General features: G+C 67.5%; 19 protein-coding genes and 4 pseudogenes. 9 read left to right on the top strand and 14 right to left on the bottom strand.

The annotated features are described in order from the left end of the window. Positions 1–18: 18 nt before the first annotated feature. Both NU1_RS10395 and NU1_RS10390 read right to left on the bottom strand, forming a co-directional pair. The gene (locus NU1_RS10395; protein ID WP_067519768.1) at positions 19–342 is read right to left on the bottom strand and encodes a hypothetical protein; all 324 of its coding nucleotides are present in this window, start codon (positions 340–342) and stop codon (positions 19–21) included. Positions 343–568: 226 nt separating this feature from the next. Beyond that, complete coding sequence (locus NU1_RS10390) at positions 569–2188, bottom strand: (2,3-dihydroxybenzoyl)adenylate synthase (protein ID WP_067519766.1); 1620 nt, start codon at positions 2186–2188, stop codon at positions 569–571. 185 nt (positions 2189–2373) lie between these two features. On the opposite strand from NU1_RS10390, the pseudogene NU1_RS44190 reads away from it, so the two are divergent. From NU1_RS44190 to NU1_RS43995, 3 pseudogenes are all read left to right on the top strand, one after another. Continuing rightward, positions 2374–2631 (top strand): annotated as a pseudogene (locus tag NU1_RS44190) (phosphopantetheine-binding protein); the annotation flags it as partial. 135 nt (positions 2632–2766) lie between these two features. After that, a pseudogene (locus tag NU1_RS44185) lies at positions 2767–4413 on the top strand (condensation domain-containing protein); the annotation flags it as partial. A gap of 267 nt (positions 4414–4680) precedes the next feature. Further along, positions 4681–6696, top strand: a pseudogene (locus NU1_RS43995) (non-ribosomal peptide synthetase); the annotation flags it as partial. A gap of 59 nt (positions 6697–6755) precedes the next feature. On the opposite strand, the gene NU1_RS10380 reads toward NU1_RS43995, so the two are convergent. Together NU1_RS10380 and NU1_RS44180 are read right to left on the bottom strand one after the other, a co-directional pair. Further along, complete coding sequence (locus NU1_RS10380) at positions 6756–7421, bottom strand: disulfide bond formation protein B (RefSeq protein WP_067519764.1); 666 nt, start codon at positions 7419–7421, stop codon at positions 6756–6758. A 14-nt stretch (positions 7422–7435) separates the two neighbouring features. After that, a pseudogene (locus tag NU1_RS44180) lies at positions 7436–7579 on the bottom strand (DUF5993 family protein); the annotation flags it as partial. Positions 7580–7758: 179 nt separating this feature from the next. Between NU1_RS44180 and NU1_RS10375 the strand changes: the two are divergent. The 4 genes from NU1_RS10375 (at position 7759) to NU1_RS10360 (ending at position 12150) form a co-directional block, all read left to right on the top strand. Then, the gene (locus NU1_RS10375) at positions 7759–8640 is read left to right on the top strand and encodes an oxidoreductase (protein WP_067519762.1); all 882 of its coding nucleotides are present in this window, start codon (positions 7759–7761) and stop codon (positions 8638–8640) included. 131 nt (positions 8641–8771) lie between these two features. Further along, on the top strand, positions 8772–10079 hold the full coding sequence (locus NU1_RS10370; protein ID WP_067519760.1) for an FAD-binding oxidoreductase: 1308 nt from the start codon (positions 8772–8774) through the stop codon (positions 10077–10079). Between the two features lie 97 nt (positions 10080–10176). Then, complete coding sequence (locus NU1_RS10365; protein ID WP_067519759.1) at positions 10177–10650, top strand: carboxymuconolactone decarboxylase family protein; 474 nt, start codon at positions 10177–10179, stop codon at positions 10648–10650. Positions 10651–11055: 405 nt separating this feature from the next. Continuing rightward, positions 11056–12150 (top strand): 3-deoxy-7-phosphoheptulonate synthase, encoded by a 1095-nt coding sequence (locus tag NU1_RS10360; protein WP_067519757.1) that lies wholly within the window; start codon positions 11056–11058, stop codon positions 12148–12150. Positions 12151–12311: 161 nt separating this feature from the next. On the opposite strand, the gene NU1_RS10355 is transcribed toward NU1_RS10360, so the two are convergent. From NU1_RS10355 to NU1_RS10345, 4 genes are all read right to left on the bottom strand, one after another. Next, positions 12312–12845 carry a class I SAM-dependent methyltransferase gene (locus NU1_RS10355; protein WP_067519756.1) on the bottom strand — a complete coding sequence of 178 codons (534 nt, stop codon included), beginning with the start codon at positions 12843–12845 and terminating at the stop codon, positions 12312–12314. A 109-nt stretch (positions 12846–12954) separates the two neighbouring features. After that, entirely contained in the window at positions 12955–13131 is a 177-nt protein-coding gene (locus NU1_RS41275; RefSeq protein ID WP_157552085.1) for a hypothetical protein, read from the bottom strand. Positions 13132–13191: 60 nt separating this feature from the next. Then, positions 13192–14187 (bottom strand): hypothetical protein, encoded by a 996-nt coding sequence (locus NU1_RS10350; RefSeq protein WP_067519754.1) that lies wholly within the window; start codon positions 14185–14187, stop codon positions 13192–13194. A 332-nt stretch (positions 14188–14519) separates the two neighbouring features. Continuing rightward, positions 14520–15101 (bottom strand): GNAT family N-acetyltransferase, encoded by a 582-nt coding sequence (locus NU1_RS10345; protein WP_067519752.1) that lies wholly within the window; start codon positions 15099–15101, stop codon positions 14520–14522. A 98-nt stretch (positions 15102–15199) separates the two neighbouring features. Between NU1_RS10345 and NU1_RS10340 the strand changes: the two genes are divergently transcribed. Continuing rightward, positions 15200–16126: a sigma-70 family RNA polymerase sigma factor gene (locus tag NU1_RS10340; RefSeq protein WP_067519750.1), complete on the top strand. Its 927-nt coding sequence runs from the start codon at positions 15200–15202 to the stop codon at positions 16124–16126. Positions 16127–16251: 125 nt separating this feature from the next. Here the strand turns inward: NU1_RS10340 and NU1_RS10335 are convergent, their stop codons facing one another. After that, positions 16252–16521 (bottom strand): hypothetical protein, encoded by a 270-nt coding sequence (locus NU1_RS10335; protein WP_067519748.1) that lies wholly within the window; start codon positions 16519–16521, stop codon positions 16252–16254. Positions 16522–16694: 173 nt separating this feature from the next. On the opposite strand from NU1_RS10335, the gene NU1_RS10330 reads away from it, so the two are divergent. Further along, complete coding sequence (locus NU1_RS10330; RefSeq protein ID WP_067519746.1) at positions 16695–17870, top strand: pyridoxal phosphate-dependent aminotransferase; 1176 nt, start codon at positions 16695–16697, stop codon at positions 17868–17870. Positions 17871–17888: 18 nt separating this feature from the next. Here NU1_RS10330 and NU1_RS10325 read toward each other — a convergent pair whose 3' ends face one another. The 5 genes from NU1_RS10325 to NU1_RS10305 all read right to left on the bottom strand — a co-directional run bounded on the left by NU1_RS10325 (position 17889) and on the right by NU1_RS10305 (position 23573). Further along, the gene (locus NU1_RS10325) at positions 17889–18536 is read right to left on the bottom strand and encodes a LysE family translocator (RefSeq protein WP_067519744.1); all 648 of its coding nucleotides are present in this window, start codon (positions 18534–18536) and stop codon (positions 17889–17891) included. Positions 18537–18867: 331 nt separating this feature from the next. Next, the gene (locus NU1_RS10320) at positions 18868–20274 is read right to left on the bottom strand and encodes a M1 family metallopeptidase (protein ID WP_067519742.1); all 1407 of its coding nucleotides are present in this window, start codon (positions 20272–20274) and stop codon (positions 18868–18870) included. Positions 20275–20333: 59 nt separating this feature from the next. Continuing rightward, positions 20334–20972 carry a LysE family translocator gene (locus NU1_RS10315; RefSeq protein ID WP_067519740.1) on the bottom strand — a complete coding sequence of 213 codons (639 nt, stop codon included), beginning with the start codon at positions 20970–20972 and terminating at the stop codon, positions 20334–20336. 224 nt (positions 20973–21196) lie between these two features. Then, complete coding sequence (locus NU1_RS10310; protein WP_067519738.1) at positions 21197–21907, bottom strand: DUF3239 domain-containing protein; 711 nt, start codon at positions 21905–21907, stop codon at positions 21197–21199. Positions 21908–21914: 7 nt separating this feature from the next. Further along, positions 21915–23573: a DNA repair helicase XPB gene (locus tag NU1_RS10305; protein WP_067519736.1), complete on the bottom strand. Its 1659-nt coding sequence runs from the start codon at positions 23571–23573 to the stop codon at positions 21915–21917. Between the last annotated feature and the right edge of the window lie 189 nt (positions 23574–23762).

Below are 23762 nucleotides of genomic sequence, written 5' to 3'. Positions count from 1 at the left end.
GAGGCCGGACACGGTGTATCACGGAGCCGGTGAGACGCGAGCCTGCAGGGCATCGAGGATATCGATATGACCGGGCGGCACGGTGATTCCCATCACCGTGCCGTCGGCGTCGAATTCGAAGGTGAAGAATTCACAGCACTCGGATTCCCGCTGTGCCAGATCCCGCGCGGCGGGCACGGCGTCGGCGGCGAGCCGCAATTCCAGCCGGGTGCGGTTCGGGCGGGTATGAGCGCGCACCGATTCGGATAGGAGCGCGTCGAACTCCGCGACCCGTGTCGGCTGTTGCGCGGTCGGCAGGGTGCAGGCGTCGGGAGCCCAGTTCTCGGGTATTTCGGCCGTCATGAGCCCACGGTAATCCTGTGAGTGGACTCCTGAGTCGAGGTTCGCCGAGCACCCAACCCCGCATCCCGGCATAGTCGGGTGCTCCCCGTCGTCCCGGGTCTACTGCTTCCCGTCATCCCGGCGCGCTTTTGGCCGGGATCCACTTACCCATGGGGGGTGGATTCCGGCCAAAAGCATGCCGGAATGACAGGGTGGGCTGGGGTAGCTCGGGGTCGGTTATCCGGGCTCAGGCTTCCGCGCGCAGGGCCTTCTTATCGATTTTGCCCACGGCGGTAATGGGTAGCGTGTCGGCTCGGCGCAGGATGTCCGGCAGCTTGTAGGTGGCGAGCCCGCGCTCGGCGAGGAAGCGTTTGATCTCCACCAGGCTCGGCATATCGCCGTCGACAACCAGGATGGCGCAGACTTTTTCGCCGAGCGCGGCATCGGGGATGCCGACGGCGGCGGCATGGCGGACGGCCGGATGGGCGAGCAGGTGCTCCTCGAGTTCATCGCAGGAGATGTTCTCGCCGCCGCGATTGATCACATCCTTGATCCGGCCGGAGACGATGAGGTGGCCGCTGGGCAGACGGCGGACCAGATCGCCGCTGCGGTAATAGCCGTCCGGGGTGAAAGAGCGCGAATTATGTTCGGGGGCACGGTAGTAGCCGCGCAGAGTGTACGGGCCGCGGGTGAGGAGTTCACCCTCCTCGCCCTCGGGGACGTCAGTGCCGTCGGCATCGACGATGCGTAGTTCGTCGTCCGGGGACAGCGGGCGGCCCTGCGTGGTGCAGATGATGTCGTCGGAGTCGTCCAGGCGGGTGTAATTGAGCAGGCCCTCGGCCATTCCGAATACCTGTTGGAGCGTGGTGCCCAGGGCGGGTGCGACCTCGCGGGCATTCACCTCCGCCAACCGCGCGCCGCCGACCTGGAGCAGCCGCAGTGAGGAGAGGTCGGCCTCCTCCCATTCGGTTGCCGCGCACCAGAGTTGGGCCAGCGGTGGCACCACGGCGGTGACGGTGACCCGATGTCGTTCGATGGCGGCGAAGGCGCTCTCCGGGCTGGGATCGGCGAGGAAGGCGACCGTGCCGCCGGTCGCGACCGTGCCGAGAATGCCCGGGCAGGCCAGCGGGAAGTTGTGTGCGGCAGGCAGGGTCGCGAGGTACACATCGTCGGGACCGAGCTCGCAGACCACGGCGCTGGCGGTGGCGTTGTAGGTGTAATCGTCATGGGTGCGGGCGATGAGTTTCGGCAGGCCGGTGGTGCCGCCGGAGACCAGCATCAGGGCGATATCGCTCGCATCGACCTCGGGGAGCGAATCACCCTCGGCGGATACGGAATTCAGGTCGGTGAAATGGCCCGGATCGCCCAGCACCAGTACGTGCCGCAGGGTGGGCACGGCTGCGGTGACCTCGGTGGCCAGTGCGCGGTAGTCGAAATCGCCGAGCCGGTCGGCAATGAGGTAGGCGACCGCGCCGGACAGCCGGGTGAGGTGTTCGATCTCGGCGCGGCGATGCGCGGGCAGGGTGAGGACCGGAATGATTCCGGCGCGCAGCAGGCCGAACAGGATTCGCATGAAATTGGGAACGTTGGGCAGCTGCACCACCACGCGATCGCCGGGACGCAGGCCCATGGCCAGGAACCCGTATGCGGTGCGGTCGGCGGCGGCATCGAGTTCGGCGTAGCTCAGGGCGGTGTCGCCGTCACCGAGCAGGGCCGGGCGGTCGGGCTGGGCGCGGGCGGCCTCGCGCAGGAGCTCGCCCAGGGGGCGGCCGGTCCAGTAGCCCGCGCGGCGGTAGCTCGCGGCGAGGTCGGCGGGAAAGGGGACGAAGCCGTCGCGGTGGTCCTCGGCGGTGGTTGGGGTAGTCACGTCTGGCCTCACGCTCACGCAGTAATCAGGGTCTCGTTACATAGGTTAGGCAACCCTATATTAATGGGTTAGGCTCGTTTCGGACGCATCCGGGCAGACCCGGATCGGTGGCTGCCCGGCGGCAGCCCGCAGTGAACAGCGCCCCGGCATCGCGGGTGGCGACCGCACGAGGAGTGACAACGGCAATGGAGTCAGCGCAGCGCACCGCAGGGGACGCGACCATCGACAGGACCGAGATCCGCGCCGCGGTGGCCACCCAACTCGGCCTCGATGCTACCGACATTGCCGACCACGATGACCTCATCCAGCTCGGCCTGGACTCCATCCGCACCATGAAGCTCGCGGGCGGCTGGCGCAAACGCGGCGTCGCGGTGAACTTCGCCCAGCTGGCCGCGGAACCGACCATTGCCGACTGGTACCGGCTGCTCGGCGGGACCGATCAGGATGAGTCGGTCGGGCGGGCCGCCGCTGATGCGGTCGAGGCCCATCCCGAGTCGGTGGACACGCGCGAATCCGCCGGTGTTGTGGGCACGGCGCGGATCGCAATGGCCGATGTGGATACCGAGGGTGTCGCCCCGCTGATCGGTGGCACCGGCGTACCCGCGGCTACCGCCGCCTCGGGGAGTGCGGAATCGTCCGCCGGTGGCGCGGTATCGGATGAGACCGCGTCGAGCGGTGCGACGGCGGAACTCGCTGGTGCGGAGTCGGCTTCGTCGGATCTAGACGATGGGTCGCCGTTCGGGCTCGCGCCCATGCAGCACGCGTATTGGATCGGCCGGGCCGACGGGCAGGAGCTCGGGGCGGTCGCGGCGCACCTGTATGTCGAATTCGATGGTGGCGAGGTGGATTCCGCCCGGTTGGAGCGCGCGGTGGCGGGGCTGGTGCGCCGGCATCCGATGCTGCGCACCCGATTCCTGCCGGATGGGACGCAGCAGACGCTCGACCAGCCGGGCCGACCGGTGTGGTGTGTGACCGATTTGCGCGATCGCAGCGCCGCCGAGGTCGATGTGGCGCTGGAGTCGCTGCGGGACAGTAAGACCCATCAGCTGATGGCGGTCGAGGACGGGCAGGCCATCGATATCGCGCTGACCCTGCTGCCCGGCGGCCGGACCCGCCTGCACCTGGATGTGGACATGCTCGCGGCCGATGCCATGAGCTACCGAATTCTCATCAGCGATCTGGCGCGGCTCTACCACGGCGAAGAACTGCCGCCGCAGACCTACACATTCCGGGAGTACCTGGCCGGACAGACCGCGCCCGGACCGGAACGCGAGGCCGACCGGCAGTGGTGGCAGCAGCGGCTGCCGGAACTGCCGGGCGCACCGGAACTACCGCGCGCACTGGAGGTTTCACGTCCTCAGGACACCCGCACCGCGACCAACGGCACAAATACCCGCGACGATTCGCACCGTTCCGCGACCTCATCCGTCGGCGAGGACGCGCTGCGCGCCGGGACCGCACCGGGCGGCGCGATCTCAGCTGACGGCGCCGACGCGCACGGTGGCGGGCGTGAGATGCGCACTGTTCGCTTCCACCGTTGGCTGTCGCCGGAAGCCAAGGCGCGCATGTTCGCCGCCGCACACGCGCGGGGTGTCACGCCCGCCATGGCCTTGGCGTCGGTATTCGCCGAGACCATTGGCGGTTGGTCGGCGCAGCGGCGCTTCCTGCTGAATCTGCCGCTGTTCCACCGCGAGCCGGTACATCCGCAGGTGGATGGCGTGGTCGGCGACTTCACCTCCTCGGTGCTGCTGGAGGTCGATGTGACCGAACCGGCCACCGTGACCGAGCGGGCGCAAACTCTCCAGCGTGAATTGCACGCCGCCGGTGCGCATTCCGCGTACACCGGCCTGGAGGTGCTGCGTGATCTGGGCCGTCTGCGCGGTGAGCCGGTACTCGCCCCGATCGTCTACACCAGCGCCATCAATTTGGGTGAGCTCTTCGCCGACCACGTCACCGACACCTTCGGTGACCCGGTCTGGATCATCTCCCAGGGCCCGCAGGTCCTGCTCGACGCACAGGTCACCGAGGTCCGCGGCGGCCTCCTGCTGAACTGGGACGTCCGCGCCGATGCCTTCCCGGCCGGGATGGTGGACGCCATGTTCGCCCGCTACATCGACGCCGTACTCCGGCTCGCCGGGATTACCGACAGCGCGGCGGCCACCGAGACGGTCGGCAACGCCTCTCACCTCCGCGCAACGACGGCGGCGACCCCGGAAACCGTTTCGGCCGGTACCGCTGCGGTACCGGATGTTTCGGGTAGTCCCCGCACCGTCGAGCGGGTCGGCCCCGACCGCGCCGCAGTCGCGGGTATGGCCTCGGCGACCAGCGCGGCGGCCGAAAGGTATGTCGGTCCCCCTCCGCCGGACGGCGGTTCCGACTTCGATGCGCAGCCTGTCCGCTCCGTCGATGTACCAGTCGAGTCCGATGGCCAGCCCTCCGGAATCGCAGGGGCGCACAGTGATTCGGCTGCGGAATCCACCGCGTCCGTCGGGGCTTTCGTCGACGCCGCGACAGCGGCTGTTCGAGATGCCTTCGCTGCCGCCGATGCCGCTCGCCTGACCGCGCACGAGGATTCGGGAGCGGGTTGGGATGCCGAGGCGGCGGTGCGGATTCCCCTGGAGCAGGCAGTGGTTCGGGCGCGGGTCAATGCGACCGATGGCGGCGTGAGCGGGCGGACGCTGCATGCCGGACTGTTCGCGCACGCGGCCGCGCATCCGGATGCGGCGGCGTTGATCTGGGAGATAGCCGGCGGCGAGGAGCGGGTGCTCAGCTACCGGCAGCTGGCCGGGGAGGCCCTCGCGGTGGCCGGGGCGCTGCGGGCCGCCGGGGTCGAGCCCGGCGATGCGGTGGCGGTGCAGCTTCCGAAGGGTTCGGAGCAGATTGTGGCCACGGTCGGCGTGCTCGCGGCGGGCGCCGTATATGTGCCGATCGGATTCGATCAGCCCGCGGCGCGGCGGGCGGAGATCATTCGCACCGGTGCGGTCGTGGCCGCCGTGACGGCCGGGGCCGAGGTGCCCCAGGTGCGCACGCTCGCGCTCTCGGACGCCCGGGTGTATCAGGAACCCCTGGAACTGCCGGTCTTCCCGGACCCGGAATCCATTGCCTACGTACTGTTCACCTCCGGGTCGACCGGGCAGCCGAAGGGTGTGGAGGTGCCGCATCGCGCGGCCATGAACACCATCGACGATGTGAACGAGCGGTTCGAGATCGGGAGCGCGGACCGGGCGCTGGCCCTGTCCGCCCTGGAGTTCGACCTCTCCGTATACGACATCTTCGGCCTGTTCAGCGTCGGCGGCGCTGTCGTCGCGCTGGATGAGGGGCAGCGCGGCGAGCCTGCTCGCTGGCTGGAACTGGCTCGACGGCACCGTATCTCGGTGCTCAACTGTGTGCCGAGCCTGCTGGATATGCTGCTGACGGCGGCGGCGGGGCAGCGCCTCGACAGCCTGCGCATGGTGATTCTCGGCGGCGACTGGGTCGATGTGGCGCTGCCGGGTCGGCTGCGGCAGGTGGCCCCGGACTGCCGATTCGCCGGACTGGGCGGTGCGACCGAAACCGCCATCCACTCCACCATTTGCGAGGTATTCGATGCCCGCGTACCCGTCGAGTGGTCCGCGGTGCCGTACGGCACGCCGCTGCGCAATGTGCGGTGCCGCGTGGTCGGTCCGGCCGGGCACGACTGCCCGGACTGGGTGACCGGTGAACTGTGGATCGGCGGCGAGGGCGTCGCGACCGGATACCGCAACGATCCGGACCGCACCGCCGACCGCTTCGTCACGCACGAGGGTCTGCGCTGGTACCGCACCGGTGACCTGGCGCGCTACCTTCCCGACGGCACCCTGGAGTTCCTGGGTCGCGCCGACCATCAGGTCAAGATCCGGGGCTACCGGGTGGAATTGGGTGAGGTGGAGAGCGCACTGCGCGCCCTGCCCGGCGTGCGATACGCCATTGCCGCCGTGATCGGTTCGGCCGCACCGAAACTCACGGCCGTGGTGGTCGGTGTCGATGGGGTGACCCTGAATGCGGACGCGCTGTTGGCGGCGGCTGCGGATCTACTGCCCGCCTACATGATTCCCACCCGTATCGAACTGCTGTCGGAGCTACCGTTCACCCCGAACGGCAAGCCCGACCGCAGGGCCATTGTCGCACTGCTGTCCGCCGGTGAGCAGGTGAGCGCATTCGTCTCGCCGCGAACCGATCTGGAACGCGCACTGGTGGATATCGTTGCCGCCGTACTGGAACGCGAGCAGGTGGGCGTAACCGACGATTTCTTCGCTCTCGGCGGTGATTCGGTGCTCGCCACCGCGGTGGTCGCCCGCGTTCGCGACTGGCTGGATTCCCCGAACACCGTGGTCGCCGATTTCTTCGCCGCACGCTCGGTCGCCGGCTTGGCGCGGCGACTGCTCGATCGCGAACAGCGCACCGGAACCCAGGGGCGTCTCGACGCGGTGGCGCGGATGTACCTGGAGATCTCGTCCATGACCGACGACGAGGTGCTCGCGCAGCACTGAGGGCGACCGCCCCGCCGGAATGACGGCGGGGCGAGTGGCATCCCGATCCAGCCCGGCCGCTACTCGATTACCGGGCACTCGCCGTCGATAATGCCCAGATCGTGGAACAGCTGGTAGCACGTCGGATTGTTGGGCAGGTACCAGTGGAACCCCGCCAGGCAGAACACCGCCACCAGATTGATGACAATGACGAGCCCGAGGAACCACAGCGCCAATGTGCCGATCAGCTGGTGCGCTCCGCCGGTCGGAATCCGGGCTGTCGCGGTCTCGTCCGCGAAGGCCAGCACCACGCCGATGGTCGCGATGGCGGCGACGAAGAGCACCAGTGCCCAGACGTAGAGGTGCAGTCCGAGCACCGTCCCGCCATAGCCCGGGTCGCCCGGCAGGATATGCAGCATGGTCTGCCGCCACGCGGCGAACCCACCGCCGACGCAGCCGACAATGCACAGACCCCAGCCGGTCATGTAGTGCCGTCGGGAAATGGTGCCGGTCAAGGCTTTTCGTACGATGTACGCGCCGCCGAGTGCCGCCAGGATCATGAAGTTGCGCTGCACCATACACAGCGGGCACGGATAGTCCCAGGTGCCGAACTGCACGCCGAGACCGCCGCAGACGACGCCGGTCCAGCCGATGACGAAGATGACCGCGAGCCAGTACTGCACCTGTCCGAGCGCGCCGCCGCGCCCCGCGGTGGTGGGTGCGTCGGTGGTCGTGCGGATCGCCATGTCAGCCCCAATCCCAGGCCGCTGGTGATGTGGTGTTTCAGCAGCAGGGCACTCGCGATGAACATGACCCACCAGGCCGCCAGGACGATGCGGCGGGATCGTTGTCTATAGAGCAACACCAATACGGCCAGCAAACCCGCCCATATGATCGTGTCCATAGTGTCGGACGCTACCGCTTTACCAGGTGGGCAGCGTTGGATCGCTATAGGACACGCCGTGTCACCGATTGTCGATTCATTCCCTGGCTAATATTTGGCATGACATGGTTCCCGCTGCGATATCGAGCGGCTCTCGCCGAGACCCGACGCCGCCGCGTCCCCGCACCTAGACTGTGCGCGTGAGTGGTTGGGACATAGCCGATATCCCCGATCTGGCCGGGCGCACCTATATCGTGACGGGCGCGAACGGCGGCCTGGGCGCCGTCGCCACGCGCGCGCTGGTCGATGCGGGGGCACGGGTGATCATGGCCTGTCGCAATGAGGTGAAGGCGCATGCCGTCGCCAATCGGATGGGGGAGCGGGCGCAGGTACGCCGACTCGATCTCGCCGACCTGGCTTCGGTGCGCGAATTCGCCGATTCCATCGATTCCGTCGATGTGCTGATCAACAATGCCGGGGTCATGGCGGTGCCGCAGCGCCGTACCGCCGACGGTTTCGAAATGCAGATCGGCACAAACCATCTCGGCCACTTCGCGCTGACCGGACTGCTGCTGGACAAGGTACGCGAGCGCGTGGTCACCGTATCCAGCGGTGCGCACTCGATCGGAAAAATCGATCTCGCCGACCTGAACTGGGAGCGCCGCCGCTATCAGCGCTGGGCCGCCTACGGTCAGGCCAAGCTCGCCAATCTCATGTTCGCCTACGAATTGCAGCGCCGTCTCACCGCCGCCGGTTCGTCGAAGCTGTCGGTGGCGGCCCATCCCGGCTATGCCGCAACGGATTTGCAGTCGCATACCGAGTCGGCGATGGACTTCCTCATGTCCATCGGTAATCGCCTGTTCGCTCAGAGTGCCGAGATGGGCGCGCTGCCAACGCTCTTCGCGGCCACCGCCGAGGTGCAGCCGGGTGCGTACTACGGTCCGACCGGATTGCGCGGCCTGCGGGGACATCCCGGCCGCAGCGGTTGTTCCTCCGCCTCCCGGGACGAGATGACGGCCCGCCGCCTGTGGGAACTGTCGGAGCAGCTGACCAAGGTCAGTTTTCCGTTCGCGCGGAAGTAGGGCGAATATTCGGCACGCACCGGAGGTGAGTGATCAGCGTCACTCGTCGGTGCGTGTCACAGCCGAGCTGCCTGCCTCGTCGACTCTATGAACGCGACAAACGCGATGAGTTCCTAGAGGCAGGAAGCACAATGACATTCAACGATCTGCGCCAGTCCGTCCGCGGCCGAGTGCTGCTCCCCGGTGACGCCGAGTTCGAGCAGGCCGCCCAGCCCTGGAATCTGGCAATCACCCAGCGGGTCGGCGCGGTGGTGGAAGCCGCCGCCGTCGACGATGTGGCTGCCGTGCTCACTCGGGCCCGCAAGGCCGGGGTGCCGGTGGTGACCCAGCCGACCGGACACGGCGCGACCGGTGATATCGACGGCGCGATCCTGCTGCGCACCCATCGTTTCGATGGTGTCGAGATCGACGCCGCGGCACGTATCGCCCGGGTCGGATCCGGTGTCGCTTGGGGGCAGATCCAGAAAGCCGCTGCGCCGCACGGCCTTACCGGCCTCGCGGGCAGTAACCCGGTGGTCGGTGTGACCGGCTACACCCTCGGCGGCGGCGCCGGTTGGTTCACCCGCAAATACGGCTGGGCCTCGGATGCGGTGCGCGCCTTCGACATTGTCGATGCCGATGGCCGCCCGGCCCGGGTCACCGCCGAGAACGACCCGGAGCTGTTCTGGGCGCTGCGCGGCGGCGGCGGCGACTTCGCTATCGTGACCGGCCTCGAATTCGACCTGTTCCCGGTGCCTTCCGTCTACGGCGGCCGGGTCATGTTCCCGGGCGCTCGTGCCGCCGAGGTGTGGGAGACCTTCCGGGAGCTCACCACCGACGCACCCGTCGAGCTGTCGGCATGGTTCCAGCGCTTCCAGTTCCCGAACGCGCCGGAAATGGTGGCCCTCGACGTCGCCTACCTCGGCGCCGCCGAGGCGGGTCGTGATGCGACGGCGGCCATCGACCGGCTCGGCGGACTCATGAGCGATAAGCGCGGTGCGCTGACCCCGGCGCAGATCGGTGCCATTACCGCCGAACCCACCGACCCGAGTCCGTCACTGTCGCGCGGTGATCTGCTCACCGATCTCGGTGACGAGGTGACGAAGATCCTGGTCGACGACGCGGTCGCGCCGCTGATGAATATCCAGGTCCGCGGGCTCGGCGGCGCGTTCGCCACCGCCCGTCCCGACGGTGGAGCCCGTGGTCCGGTCGCCGAGCCGTACCTGCTCTACCTGCTGGGCCTGGGTATCCCGCAGGTGCGCGACGCCGTCGCCGCCAAGCGGCAGGCCGTGGTGGACGCCCTCGGTGACCACATCAGCGGCGGCAAGCCCTACACCTTCCTCAGCCCGGGCGAGACCGCCGCGGCGGCCTTCGGCGACCTCACCCTGGCGCGGCTGCGCGATCTCAAGCGAAACCGCGACCAGCACAACGTGATCCGCGCCAACTTTCCGGTGCGGTAGTCCGCGCGGCCCGGTTCACGCAACCGGATGTCACACCCCGGCGACCCACGTCGTCGTCCTGGTAGAGCCCATGAAAACAAGAGCAAAGGACCTGATCATGGAACCGCGTTTCAGCCTCTTCGCCAATGACATCGCCAGCAAGTTCGTCAAGCGACTCATAACCGCGGGCCGCGTCGCCGAGGATTCCGAACTGCCCAAGGCCACCCAGGAGCTGGTGAAGATTCTCGCCTCCCAGATCAACGGCTGCGGACTGTGCCTCGATATGCACACCAAGGACGCCGCGCACGCCGGTGAGACCCCGGTGCGGCTGGCCATGGTCGCAGCCTGGCGCGAATCCACGGTATTCACCGAGGCCGAGCGGGCCGCGCTGGCGCTCACCGAGGAGGGCACCCGCCTCTCCGATCCGCACAATCGCGTGACCGACGAAACCTGGGCGCTGGTGCGCAAGCACTACGACGAGAACCAGATCGGCGCGCTGATCTCCCTCATCGCGAATATCAACGCCTGGAACCGGCTCAACGTGCTGGCGGGCAATGTCGGCGGGGACTACATGCCCGGCCAGTGGAGCTGACGATCAGCCGAAGCCCGGTACGGAACCGTTCCGCACCGGGCTCCGGTCTTGGGCGCACCCGGTGAGCGCGATGTCGCCCGGTCATCCTCGCGATGACGGGCTGTTCTGATCAGATGGCTACAACCTCGACAAACCAGTTGTCACTTCGCATATCCCGAGGCGCGAAAGCTCATCCCATACTATGAGACGCGCACTGTGGTAGCCAACACACGCATTTTCTGTCTCTTCTGGTACTGTCGCCGCCATGCAGCGCGTGTATTTCTGGTTTAGCCAGCCGGCCCCGGGTGGGCCGAGCGGCGTGACCGCGCGCTGACCTCCTCCACCCCGAGCCGGAAGATACAGACCGGCTCCGAGGATTTTCCGCGAATCTCCCGTGGGTCGGCCTGAGAAAAGGAACCCACGATCATGACCCTCGCCGCCGCCATCGATTCCAGGCATGCCGATCTGGACGATCAGCGCACCCTCAGCGTGAGCCCGCTGCGCTCGCCCGCCGAGGTCCGTCGCGCCCACCCCATTGACGATGCGCTCGCCGATACCGTGCGCGCGGGCCGCAAGGCCACCGTCGACGTCCTCAATGGTGCCGACGACCGTCTCATGGTGATTGTCGGCCCGTGTTCGGTGCACGACACCGGGGCCGCGCTCGACTACGCCCGCCGGTTGGCGGCCAAGGCCGATGAACTCGGGGACCGGCTGCATATCGTGATGCGGGTCTACTTCGAGAAGCCGCGCACCACGCTGGGTTGGAAGGGCCTCATCAACGACCCGCACCTGGATGGCAGCTTCGATATCAATACCGGCCTGGATCTGGGACGGCAGTTGCTGGTGGATATCACCGCCCTGGGTCTGCCGGTGGCCTGTGAATTCCTCGACCCCATTACCCCGCAGTACATCGCGGACCTGGTGTCCTACGGTGCGATCGGCGCGCGGACCGCCGCCAGCCAGGTACACCGCCAGCTGTCCAGCGCGCTGTCCATGCCGGTCGGCATCAAGAACGGCACCGACGGTGATGTGCAGGTCGCCGTGGACGGTGTGCGCGCCGCCGCCGCCAGCCACGTCTTCCCCGGCACCGATCTCGAGGGCCGCTCCGCGCTGATTCGCACCGCGGGCAACCCGGACTGCCACGTCATTCTGCGCGGCGGCACCAATGGCACCAACTTCGACGCCGCCTCCGTCGCCGAAGCCTGCCTGCGCCTGGAAAAGGCTTCGCTGCCGGAGCGAATCGTGGTCGACGCCAGCCACGGCAATAGCAAGAAGGACCACAACAAGCAGGTCGATGTCGTCACCGATATCGCCGAGCGCATCGCGGGCGGCGAGACCCACACTGTCGGTCTCATGATGGAGAGCTTCATTGTCGCGGGCCGCCAGGACCTGACCCTCGGGCGGTCCGACGACCTGGCGTACGGGCAGTCCATCACCGATGCCTGCCTCGACTGGGATACCACCGCCGTACAGCTGGAGCGCCTGGCGGCGGCGGTTGCCGAGCGCCGTACCTGCGCCTGAGACCGGTACTCGCACAAGCGGTCCCGCGTGATTCATGCACACCTGTGCACAGCTGTGGATGAATTCGCCGATCGACTTCGCGCACGTTTCCACTCCGCTCGTCGCATGATGCGGTGGGGGAACGTGCGCGAAGTCGTCTGCGGGGTCGAGCAACGCCGGAGTCAGGCGGGGGTGGCCGTAATGCAGAGAAGGTCGCCGCAGGAGCGGGTTTCGGTATCGAAGCCGGACTCCCGCAGATATTCGGCGAGCTTGCCCGGCAAGGGTTTCGGGCTGGCCGAGGTGTGGTCGGCGGGGTCGCCGTAGCCGTAGACCAGGTACAGGGTTCCGGTCGGGGCGAGTACGTCGCGGATGCGGGCGAGTTCGGTGGTGGGGCGGCGGGTCCAGAAGAGATTCACATTGACCGCGAGGATTTTGTCGAAGCGCCGACCGTCGTCGAGCACATCCTCCGGAAGGACCTGCTCCAATGCGGCCTCCACCAATCGCACCCGGCCCGAATCGATCAGCGCGGCATGCTTTTCGGTCGATCGCGCGATGGCTGTTGCCGAGCGATCGATGGCAATCACATGGCCGCTTTCCAGCGGGGCGGCCAGATATCGCACCGACGGACTGGACCCCGGCCCGATCTCCAGTATCCGGTCCCCACTCCGAATGTCCATGGTCTCGACGATCCAGTCGAAGCGCGCCTCAGTCGCCATATTCGAAATCTACGCCCGAGGCTCTTCGAACAGCGTTGGTTCGGCACTCAGCGCCCGGTCATAATTCCTGAGCGGTGACTCTCCTCGCCGGGATGACGGGGTGGATCGGTCACGAGACGTACGGCAACTCCGGCCACCCGCTCAGCCCGCTGCCCCAGGGCGGAGTCTCGATCTCCGGACGCGGCGCGCTTTCAGGTTGGTCGGCGGTGCCTCTCGTCGCCATGGTGCGCAGCTCTCCCGCCATCCCCGACCGACGGGGTGGCGGCATGGTGACGGTGGATGCCATGGGGCGGCTGTGGATGGTTGTGCATCCGGGTCAGCTGTGGATGGTTGTGGATAGCTGGGATCAGCTGGGGGAGAGCCGGGTTCGGACCTTCTCGGCCCAGCGTTCGACGTGGTCGAGGTGGCGTTGGGCCTTGGTGAGGGCTTCGTTGGCGGTGCGGTTGGCGGCGACGGTGAAGCGGCGTTCGGTCTCGGCGTGCGAGAGGTCCTCACGGAGGGCGGAGATGCGCGCCTCGATGGTGGCCAGGTCAGAGGTGGTTCGGTCGTGTTCGGAGCGGGCGGAATCGCGGGCCGCGCGGGCTGATTGCAGAGCTTCGAGGGCCTCGGTCAGCTCCTGCCGGGTCTGCGCCTGTGGGTCGGGCCGGTCAGCGGATTCGCTTGTCCGCGACCGCGATTTCGTGGTTCGGGCGTCACGACGCGCGGACCGGCTGGTGGAAGTCGGCGCGGCGGCGTCGGATTCGTCGGCCGCCGCGTCGGCACCCACCGCAGTCGTATCCGCTCCGGCGGCGGTGGCGTGCGCGGAGGCCCTATCGCGTGCGCTGGACTTGCCCCGGGTGGCGGGTCGGTCCGGGACGGACATCAGGCTGGCGGGGCCGAAGCCCTCGTAGGTGGTGGCGCTGGTGAGCGTTCCGGCACGGACCTGGTTGGCCACTTCGGGGTCGGCGAGGGCGGCATGCAGGGTTTGACCGACCTCGCGCAGCACCGTTTCGCTGAGTGGCTGTCCGTGGTCGGGTGCCAACTCCCCGGCTTTCCGGGTCAGCGCATTCACCACCTGCTGTCGCTGGGTAGTCAGGGTCCGCAACCGATCCCCGGACAGTCGCCGCTGCGCGTCGCGTAGCGCATCCCCCAGCTCCAGCAGCGCGCCCACCTCCTCGTGGGCCTGCCTGACCAGCAGATTCACCGCCCACGCCGCCACGGTCGGCCGCCGCAACTTCCCGATCGCCGCCGCCAGCTCCCGATCCCCATCCGCCCGCGCCCGCCGCACCCACTCGTCGCGCGCCGCGACGAACCCGGCCGGAGCGACGCCATACAGCTCGCCCGCGATCTCCTCGAGCGTCATATCCCCAAGCCTACGAGTGCGGGACCGACAATTCGGCTACACGCGACCGGTCGGTTGGGTTGCGTTGACGTTCCGGGACTGGACGTCCTGTCACCCCGGACGCGTTTCTCGGCCGGGATCCACACGGTGTAGCGAGGCTTCTCGGGCGTGGATTCCGGCCACAAACACGCCGGAATGACGAGGAGACGCATCACGTGCGGCTTTCGGTCAGCCGCATTGAGTCGGATCGGCACACCGCTGCCGGGCGGCGGTGTGAAGCACCGGCAACTTCGCTCAGGGCGACGAAGGCCTCCGGAAACCGCCACTGCCAGCGCACCGCGTACGAGGACCGGTCAGGGGAATTCCGCGGGCCAGTCGGTTGCCGGACCGGGCGGGTCGGTGGGGAGCCGGGAGGCGACCCAGGTGTCGTGGCGGACGCCGCGCTGAATCATGCCGCCGCGCAGCAGGCCCTCGTAGTGGAAACCAGCGCGACTGGCTACGGCGGCGGAGGCGAGGTTGCCGACGATCGCGCGCCATTCGATGCGGCCGAAACCGAAGGCGTCGGGGGCGAATCCGGTGGTGCAGACGAGGTCGACGGCCTGGGTCATGAGGCCGCGACCACGGGCGGCCGGGCTGAGCCAGAAGCCGATTTCGGCGCCTTCGTCGGCGGGGCCGCGGTACGGATTCAGGCCGATCATGCCGATGACCGGTCCATCGGCGCTGGGGCGTAGGGCCCAGGTCGGTCTGTGGGCGGCCCAGCCCGGGATGACGATATCGGTAATGAACGCTTCCGCGTGTTCGCGGTGATACGGGACGGGCATGGTTGTCCAGCGGCCGAGGGAAGGTTCCTGGCAGCAGGCGGTAATGGTGTCGATATCGTGCACCGTCGGTGGCGACAGCCAGACCGTTCCGTTCGACAGGGTGCTCGGGTCCATCGGGTCATGCTGGCACGGATTCGGGAATACGCGAGTGGATATCCGTTGTGGGTAGGGTCGCGGCGGGCGGGTCGCGGCAGCTCCGTAGCATCTTCCTGATGGTTGCCGCTCTTCTCGCCGACTTGTTCGAATCTCATCGGCCGCATCTGCTCTCGGTGGCCTACCGGTTGACGGGCAGTGTCAGCGACGCCGAGGACGCGGTGCAGGAGAGCTGGTTACGCCTGGCTACCGCACCGCAATACGAGATCGAGGATCTGCGCGCCTGGCTCACCACCGTGGTCGGCCGGATCTGCCTGGACCGGTTGCGCAGTGCCGCCGCACGGCGGGAAACCTATGTGGGGCAGTGGCTTCCGGAACCCGTGGTGACCGGGCCGACTCCGTCGAGCACCCCGGATCCGCTGGCGGCGGTGGTCCGCAAACAGGATGCGCGCTTCGCGGCCATGATCGTGCTGGACACCCTCACCCCACCGCAGCGGGTGGCCTTCGTGCTGCACGACGGATTCAGCGTCCCTTTCGATGAGATCGGCGCGATCCTCGGCATTTCCACCGATGCGGCCCGGCAGCTGGCGACACGGGCGCGAAAAACCTTGGCCCGCAGTCCGGAACCGGTGGCCGACCCGGTGCACGCGGTCGCGGTACAGCACCTCATCGAGGCGCTCTACTCCGGTGATCTGAACCGGGTGGTGGCGGCACTGCATCCGGACGCGCGCACCGTCGGCGATGCGGGCGGCACCACCGCCACCGCCATCAATGTGGTGGCGGGCCGGGGCAAGGTGGCCCGGTTCTTCCTGGGGCTGCGACGCAAGTTCGGCTTCGGCGATCCCGCCAGTATGCAGGCGGGTGTTTTCGAACCCGTACTGGTCAATGGGCAATTGGGGATTCTCGTGCACGGGCGGGAACCGGGCGATGATCATTCGGGGAATCCGCGCCGGGTGTACGGCTTCACCGTGCGGGACGGGAAGGTCTGGGGGATCTACGATCTGGCGAATCCGGCCAAGCTGACCGGTATCCGGTTGACGCACTGAGGTTTTCGAACGGGCTCTACCCGTCGCGCGAACGGCGCGGCCACGAAGATCGCGACCGCGCCGAGTGCGCATCCCTCATGGTGGGCGGCATACCCCCGACAGTTCCTGCCGCACACCGGATGTCATCAGTTGGGTGGCGTGCTCACCCCGGAACCGGACTCGCATTCCATACCGCCGGAGAGGCTGACCGATCCGGTCGGCGTGCAATTGCCGATTCCGGAACCGGTGCCGGAACCGGAATTGCCGCCGCCCGAACCCGATGGCGGGAAGCTGGAACCGGCACTGACGTCCGGGGTCGTGGATCCGGTGCCCCAGCCGATCAGCTGGTTCGCGATCTGATCCGCGAAGTCGACGACCGCTATCGGGTGTAGGAGCAGGTCGATGAAGGAGGCCATGGTGCGCCCTCTTTCGATAGTCCACCAGGGGTGGATGTGAAGTGGAACACGGGGAGGCTAGCGGCCTTTGGGTCATTGCACAATCGCGCTGGTAGGCAAGGTAATTCAAAAGTGAAACATAGGTGTTCGCTATTGAATCGCAACCATTTGTCCCGGTGGGCTACCCTCCGGACATGCCGTTGACACCCACCGTCGAACGCCTGCGCCCCTTCGCGTCGACGATCTTCGCCGAGATGACCGAACTCGCCGTCCAGCACGGCGCTGTCAATCTCGGACAGGGCTTCCCGGACAGCGACGGGCCCGCGGGCATGCTGGAGGTGGCCCGGCAGGCCATTGCGGACGGTTTCAACCAGTACCCGCCCGGCCGCGGCGTCCCGGCGCTGCGCCAGGCCATCGCCGCCGATCGCGTTCGCCGCTACGGCACCGCCTATGACCCGGACAGCCAGGTCCTGGTCACCGTCGGAGCCACCGAAGCCATTGCCGCGACCATTCTCGGCCTGGTCGAACCCGGGCAGGAGGTGGCGCTCATCGAGCCGTACTACGACTCCTATGCCGCCGCCGTCGCGCTCGCGGGGGCGCGTCGGCGCACCGCCCGGCTGGTACCCGACGGCGACGGTTTCGCGCTCGATCTGGACAGTCTGCGCGCCGCCATCACCCCCGATACCCGCATGCTGCTGGTGAATTCACCGCACAACCCCACCGGCACGGTGCTGGACCGCGACGACCTCACCGCCATTGCCGAACTCGCCATCGAACACGACCTCATTGTGATGGCGGACGAGGCGTACGAGCATCTCGCCTTCGACGGGCACGAGCACATCAGCCTGTCCACCCTGCCCGGCATGTTCGAGCGGACCGTCGTAATCTCCAGCGCCGCCAAGACTTTCAGCGTTACCGGCTGGAAGATCGGCTGGGCCTGCGCCCCCGCGCCGCTGCTCGACGCGGTGCTGGCCGCCAAACAGTTCCTCACCTTCGTCGGCGGCGGGCCCTTCCAGCCCGCCGTCGCGCACGCCATCCGGCACGAGCAGCAGTGGGTGGCGGCATTGCGAGACACCCTCGCGGATAAGCGACTCCGGCTCTCCGCGGCTCTGGCCGAGGCGGGCTTCGGTGTGAAGCGCAGTGACGGAACCTATTTCGTCTGCGCCGATATCACCCCGCTCGGTGTGACCGACGGTCTGGCCTTCTGCCGGGAACTTCCGGCGCGCCTTGGCGTCGCGGCCGTCCCGGTGAGCGTCTTCGCCGATGACAAGGCGTCCTGGAATCACCTGGTGCGCTTCGCCTTCTGCAAGCGCGACGAGACCATGGCGGAGGGTATCCGGCGGTTGCGCGCGGGGGTCAATGTGGGCTGAGGCCCGCCCGCACCCTGATCAGGCCGCCGGGACCGGGCGGGCGCGATCGGTGGCGACCAAGGCCGCTATCGCGCCCAGCATGGTTCCGGTAACCCAGCGCTGCGCCCGCAACCACAGCGGCCGCCCGGCGAGGAAGCCGGCGACCGCGCCCGCACCCAGGACGATCAGCCCGTTCACGCTCAACGCGACCGCGATCTGTACCGCGCCGAGGCCCAGGCTCTGCAACCACACCCGCCCCTGCTCCGGCGCCACGAACTGCGGAATGAGCGCCATGTACATAATGGCGATCTTCGGATTGAGTAGATTCGTCACCAGGCCCATGGTGAACAGTCGCCGCGCCGGGTCGGCGGGCAGATCCTGCGGCGCGAATGCCGATATCCCGCCGGGCCGAAGAACTTTCCACGCCAGCCAGGCGAGGTACCCCGCCCCCGCGAGCTTCAACGCCATATACAAGCCCGGCACCACGGCGAATACGGCGGTGATTCCCGCGGTCGCGGCCGCCAAATAACACCCGAACCCGAGCGCCACCCCCGCCAGCGACACGAATCCGGCCCGCCGCCCCTGCGATACCGTCCGCGACACCAGATACATCATGTTCGGCCCCGGCGTCAGCACCATCCCCAACGCCGCGGCCGCCACACCCAGCACCGCCGTCACTTCGATCATGAATCCGATGCTGCGCGATCACCGGCCTGCTGTCGCGGGCCAGTCGGCAACCGCTGGACCGCCGCGGTACCTCCGGCCACCTGCTCGCCAGGTCCCACGACCGTCCCGCACGGTTGTCGAAACCTCTGCGCCAGAGCTATCCGGTGCCCTCGCCGCTCCGGACGTTTGTGTGTGACGGGCTGGTGCTGTTGGTGTCCGGTGGCGTGTGTGTGGCGGGCTGGTGCCCTTGCTCTCCGGCGGCGTGTGCGCGGCGGGTGTCGGGAGCCGCTTCCCACTTCCCTGTTCGTGCCAGTCGCGCACCGCGCGGCCGACACGAGAGTCGAGCGGGCATTCAGGAGCGGAGCGACCCCGGGTAGAGGAATTCCTCGGCCGGGGGTTCTTCGCGGTCGAGCCAGGCTTCGAGGAAGCCGGTCAGGTCATTCGGCGATTTGGACTGTATGAACTCACGGAACTCCCGCATCGAGGCATTGCCGTAGGTGTGGGCGGAGACGAAATCGCGGATGGCGGGGAAGAACACGTCATCGCCGAGGGTGCGGCGCAGGGCGTGCAGGAAGAGCGGGCCGCGGTAGTAGACGGAGGTGAATTCATTTCCTACGCCGGGGTCGTGGAGGGTGATGCGCCAGAACTTGGGGTTGTCGTAGAACTTCGTGACCGTCTCGCGGTACTGGGTGTCGACATCCTTGCCCTCCTTGCGTTCCGGCCACAGGTAGTCGGCGGTGTAGCTGGCGAAGCATTCGTTCAGGCAGATATCGGACCACTGTTTGACCGACATGGAGTCACCCCACCACTGGTGGGCTATCTCGTGCACCACCGTCTGCAGATCCGTCCACGGCGCGTAGATGGGGCGGGTCTGGGTCTCCAGCGAGAATTCCAATTCGGTGTCGACGTAGATACCGCCCGCCGCGTCGAACGGGTAGGGGCCGTACAGCTCCTCGTTGAAGTCGAGGATCTCCGGCAGCCGCAGCTCGTTCTCCTTGGCCGCCAACGCATCCGGAGCGAAGGCGCTCAGCAGGGGCGTGCCATCGGCGCGGCGCTGCTCCAGGAATTCGAACTTCTCGATGGCCATGGTGGTCAGGTAGCCGATGACCGGTTGCCGCGATTCCCAGCGCACGGTGCGTTGGCCATCGGTCACGGTGTCCTGGGTCCTCAGGCCATTGGACATGACCTGCCACTCCTGCGGCACCGTCGCGTTCAGCGTGAATGTCGCTTTATCCAAAGGCGTGTCGTTGAGCGGGTACCAGGTGGTTGCCGAATGTGGTTCGCCCGCAACGAAAGCGCCGCCGCTGGGGGAGGTGAACCAGCCGGTGTCCTCGCCCTCGGGAACCGGGCCCGCGTATTCGACCTGCACCGACAACGGCAGACCGGGCAGCAGCGGCAGCAGGGGAGTGATCACCAGCTCGTGCTCATCGGTGCGATCGAACCAGGCGGGCAGGTTGTTCACCGACACCTTCGTCAGCTCCGGACCGTCGTAGTCCAGATTGAAGGTGCGCAGGGCCTGGGTGGCGATCGCGTCGATCCGCACCGAACCGGTGAGGTGCCGGGTGGGCGGATCGTAGGAGACGGTGACCTCGTAATGGGTGGCGTCGTAGCCGCCATTGCCGTCGAGCGGATAGTAGGGATCACCGAGCCCGGGTGCGCCGGACAGCGGATCCGACGGTTGCGCCTGCGCGGGCGCCGCCACCGCGGCGACCAGCGCCACTCCGGCCAGCGAGTACCGCCACCGCCTGTACTTTGTCACCCGAGCCGCCCCTTCCCGGCAACCCTTGCCGGCCAGCCCGATATTAGTCGTCGGCTCCGCTAGTGGCTGGTACCCGACACCGCCACACTCGCCCCCAGACCGAAGATCATTACCCCACCCGCACCGCCGACCGCCTCGAGCCGCTTCGGCGACCGCGCGAACCAGTTGCGCGCGGACCCGGCCAGCAATGCCCACGCGCTATCGGAAACCAGTGCGATCACGAGGAATACGAGGCCGAGCACCAACATCTGCCCGGCCACCGCCCCGCTGGCCGGATCCACGAACTGTGGCAGCACCGCGGAGAAGAAGATGATGGCCTTCGGATTGCTGATGCCGACCAGGAATGCCTGCCGCAGCATGCGCCCCCGCTGCGCCGGTTCGACCTCGGCCCGCAGGGCTGCCCGCAGCGACTTCCGATCACGAATCGCCTGCACGCCGAGGTACATCAGGTACAGCGCGCCGACGATCTTCACCACCGTCAGGGCGATCGCCGACGCCGCCACCACGGCACCCAGTCCGGCCGCCACGAAGACGAGCACCACCAGCACCCCCAGCGAATGGCCGAGGACGGACTGCAGTGCGGCTTTACGTCCATCGGTGAGCGCCCGTCCGATGACGAAAAGCACACCGGGACCAGGGATTACGATCAAAACAGTTGCCGCGACAAAGAACGCCAGCAGATTCGCTGCGGGGACCATCGGCCCAGTCTACGGAGATCGTCCCACCGCCGACACCCGATTTCCGGTCGCCCCGACCCCGTCATTCCCGGCGGCCCGTATCCGTCATTCCGGCGTGCTTTGGCCGGAATCCACTCCTGAGCAAAGGTGGATCCCGCCCAAAAGCACGCCGGGATGACGTGGGGCGGCACGCCGAAATGAGGCGGGTGGCCTGCTGGGATGAGGTGAGGTGCTCTCGTCCGGCGTCAGCCCTGCGCGCCGCGCAATTCTTCTGGGAGCTGCTGCGGGTCGATCAGCAGACGCTTGGAGTCGACCCGGCGGACTTTGGCGGCGAGGTCGAGATTATCGGTGAGCAGCTGCCATTCGACGTCGAGAATGGCGGTGCGGGCGCGCTCGATGACATTCAGATCCCTGGTGCCCCAGGCAATGGGCATCATGGTCACCGAATGCCAGAGCTCACCGACGGAGGCGGGTGCGCGGTCGATGCGCACAGTGACCGCCGGGACCCGCTCTCCGGCCCGGGGGCGGTGTCCGGGTAGGGATTTCACGGTGCGGGTCACCAGCGCGTACCGGGGGCCGTCGGCATTCGGCTTCGCCAGATTCACCAGTGCCAGCAGGGTGGTGCCCCTGGCGGTGCTCTCCGACACCACGGTCGGGACCAGGGTGCCGGTCGTGTACAGCTTGTCGACGCGGGCGCGGTGCGGGGTCCAGAGGCCGACGAACAACGCGGTCGCCGCCCCGAGCGCGAATGCCACGGCCAGCAGGTACGACCACGGATGGTTCAACCAGATGAGGAATCCGGTGCCCACGCCCAGCACAATGGCGGCCGCGATCGCGAGCGCACGCAACCGCCGCAGATAGGCCCCGACCTCATTGACCGCCCGGGCATGCTCGCGGTCCACCGCGAATTCGAAGCGCCGTCGCACTTGCGTCTCTCCCGCCTTCTGGAGGCTCATCCTCCAGTTATCCTATCGTCGGTCCCAGCAGATCGTCCGCATCGGTGATGCGATAGGCGTACCCCTGCTCCGCCAGGAAACGCTGCCGGTGCGCGGCGTATTCGGCGTCCAGGGTGTCACGGGCGACGACCGAATAGAAATGAGCCTGGCCGCCATCGTGTTTCGGCCGCAACAGCCGTCCCAGCCGCTGTGCCTCCTCCTGCCGCGATCCGAAGGTGCCCGAAACCTGTACGGCGACAGATGCTTCTGGCAGGTCGATGGAGAAGTTAGCGACCTTGCTCACCACAAGCACGGGAATTTCGCCCTGCCGGAAGGCCTCGAACAATGCCTCGCGCTCCTTGGTGCGGGTGGAGCCCTGGATGATGGGTGCGTTCAAATGCTCGCCCAACTCGTCGAGCTGATCCAGATATGCCCCGATGACCAGCGTCGGCGCGCCCTGGTGTTGCGCCAGAATCGATTCCACCACCGGCAGTTTGGTGCGCGCGGTGGAGCACAGCTTGTAGCGCTCCTCGGGTTCGGCGGTGGCATAGGCCATCCGCTCGGCATCGGTGAGCGTCACCCGCACCTCGACGCAGTCGGCGGGCGCGATCCAGCCCTGTGCCTCGATATCCTTCCACGGGGCGTCATAGCGCTTCGGGCCGATCAGTGAGAACACATCGCCCTCGCGGCCGTCCTCGCGCACCAGGGTCGCGGTCAGCCCCAGTCGTCGCCGTGACTGCAGATCGGCGGTCATGCGGAAGACCGGCGCGGGCAGCAGATGTACCTCGTCGTAGATGACCAGCCCCCAGTCCCGGCTGTCGAAAAGCTCGAGATGCCGGTACTCGCCCTTGGTCTTGCGGGTGACGACCTGGTAGGTGGCAATGGTGACCGGCCGGATCTCCTTGCGTTCGCCGGAGTATTCGCCGATCTCGTCCTCGGTCAGCGAGGTGCGCGCCAATAGTTCACGCCGCCATTGCCGCCCCGCCACAGTATTGGTGACCAGGATCAGCGTGGTCGCGTTCGCCTTCGCCATGGCCGCGGCGCCCACCATGGTCTTACCCGCGCCACACGGCAGCACCACCACGCCGGACCCGCCCGCCCAGAACGAGTCGACCGCCATTTCCTGGTAGTCGCGCAGATGCCATTCCTTGGAGGTGAAGTCCAGGTCGATCTCGTGCGCCTCACCGTCCACATATCCGGCGAGATCCTCGGCGGGCCAGCCGATCTTCAACAGCATCTGCTTGATGCGCCCGCGTTCGGAGGGATGCACGACAACGGTGTCGTCGTCGATGCGCGCGCCGAGCATGGGCGCGATCTTCTTGTGCCGCAATACTTCCTCGAGCACCGCGCGATCGAGCGATATCAGTGTCAGCCCATGCGTCGGATGTTTCACCAGCTGTAGCCGCCCGTACCGGGCCATAGTGTCGACAATGTCCACCAGCAGCGGCTGCGGCACCGCGTAGCGGGAGTAGGTGACGAGCGCGTCCACCACCTGTTCGGCGTCGTGCCCGGCGGCGCGGGCATTCCACAGCGCCAGTGGCGTCACCCGATAGGTGTGCACATGCTCCGGCGCCCGCTCCAATTCCGCGAACGGCGCGATCGCCTGACGCGCCGCACCGGCCGACTCGTGGTCGACCTCCAGCAGCAGCGTCTTGTCACTCTGAACGATCAATGGACCGTCGGTCACGGCACCTCCTGAGATAGGGTCCGCCCGCCCGGACCGTGGTCCATTCTCCCTGAAGCCACCGACAGGGGCGCGCGACCTGCGCACTCGTTCGCTACCGGCGCAGATCACACCGTCAGAGCCCGATTTTTTCGTTCGCCCCTGTAACGACCTGCCGACAGGTCACGACACAGTGCGCAGGGCCACACCTGG

The organism is Nocardia uniformis NBRC 13702 (genome assembly GCF_001613345.1).
Lineage (GTDB): Bacteria > Actinomycetota > Actinomycetes > Mycobacteriales > Mycobacteriaceae > Nocardia > Nocardia uniformis.
The sequence above is the reverse complement of the archived record's forward strand: the minus strand, read 5'-3'. Positions and strand labels throughout refer to the sequence as shown.

Excerpts from the sequence above, each read along its gene's own strand:
- NU1_RS10395 (WP_067519768.1), bottom strand. The coding sequence starts at position 342 with ATGACGGCCGAAATACCCGAGAACTGGGCTCCCGACGCCTGCACCCTG.
- NU1_RS10380 (WP_067519764.1), bottom strand. The coding sequence starts at position 7,421 with ATGGCGATCCGCACGACCACCGACGCACCCACCACCGCGGGGCGCGGC.
- NU1_RS10370 (WP_067519760.1), top strand. The coding sequence starts at position 8,772 with ATGACATTCAACGATCTGCGCCAGTCCGTCCGCGGCCGAGTGCTGCTC.
- NU1_RS10365 (WP_067519759.1), top strand. The coding sequence starts at position 10,177 with ATGGAACCGCGTTTCAGCCTCTTCGCCAATGACATCGCCAGCAAGTTC.
- NU1_RS10360 (WP_067519757.1), top strand. The coding sequence starts at position 11,056 with ATGACCCTCGCCGCCGCCATCGATTCCAGGCATGCCGATCTGGACGAT.
- NU1_RS10355 (WP_067519756.1), bottom strand. The coding sequence starts at position 12,845 with ATGGCGACTGAGGCGCGCTTCGACTGGATCGTCGAGACCATGGACATT.
- NU1_RS41275 (WP_157552085.1), bottom strand. The coding sequence starts at position 13,131 with ATGGCATCCACCGTCACCATGCCGCCACCCCGTCGGTCGGGGATGGCG.
- NU1_RS10350 (WP_067519754.1), bottom strand. The coding sequence starts at position 14,187 with ATGACGCTCGAGGAGATCGCGGGCGAGCTGTATGGCGTCGCTCCGGCC.
- NU1_RS10345 (WP_067519752.1), bottom strand. The coding sequence starts at position 15,101 with ATGGACCCGAGCACCCTGTCGAACGGAACGGTCTGGCTGTCGCCACCG.
- NU1_RS10340 (WP_067519750.1), top strand. The coding sequence starts at position 15,200 with ATGGTTGCCGCTCTTCTCGCCGACTTGTTCGAATCTCATCGGCCGCAT.
- NU1_RS10335 (WP_067519748.1), bottom strand. The coding sequence starts at position 16,521 with ATGGCCTCCTTCATCGACCTGCTCCTACACCCGATAGCGGTCGTCGAC.
- NU1_RS10330 (WP_067519746.1), top strand. The coding sequence starts at position 16,695 with ATGCCGTTGACACCCACCGTCGAACGCCTGCGCCCCTTCGCGTCGACG.
- NU1_RS10325 (WP_067519744.1), bottom strand. The coding sequence starts at position 18,536 with ATGATCGAAGTGACGGCGGTGCTGGGTGTGGCGGCCGCGGCGTTGGGG.
- NU1_RS10315 (WP_067519740.1), bottom strand. The coding sequence starts at position 20,972 with ATGGTCCCCGCAGCGAATCTGCTGGCGTTCTTTGTCGCGGCAACTGTT.
- NU1_RS10310 (WP_067519738.1), bottom strand. The coding sequence starts at position 21,907 with ATGAGCCTCCAGAAGGCGGGAGAGACGCAAGTGCGACGGCGCTTCGAA.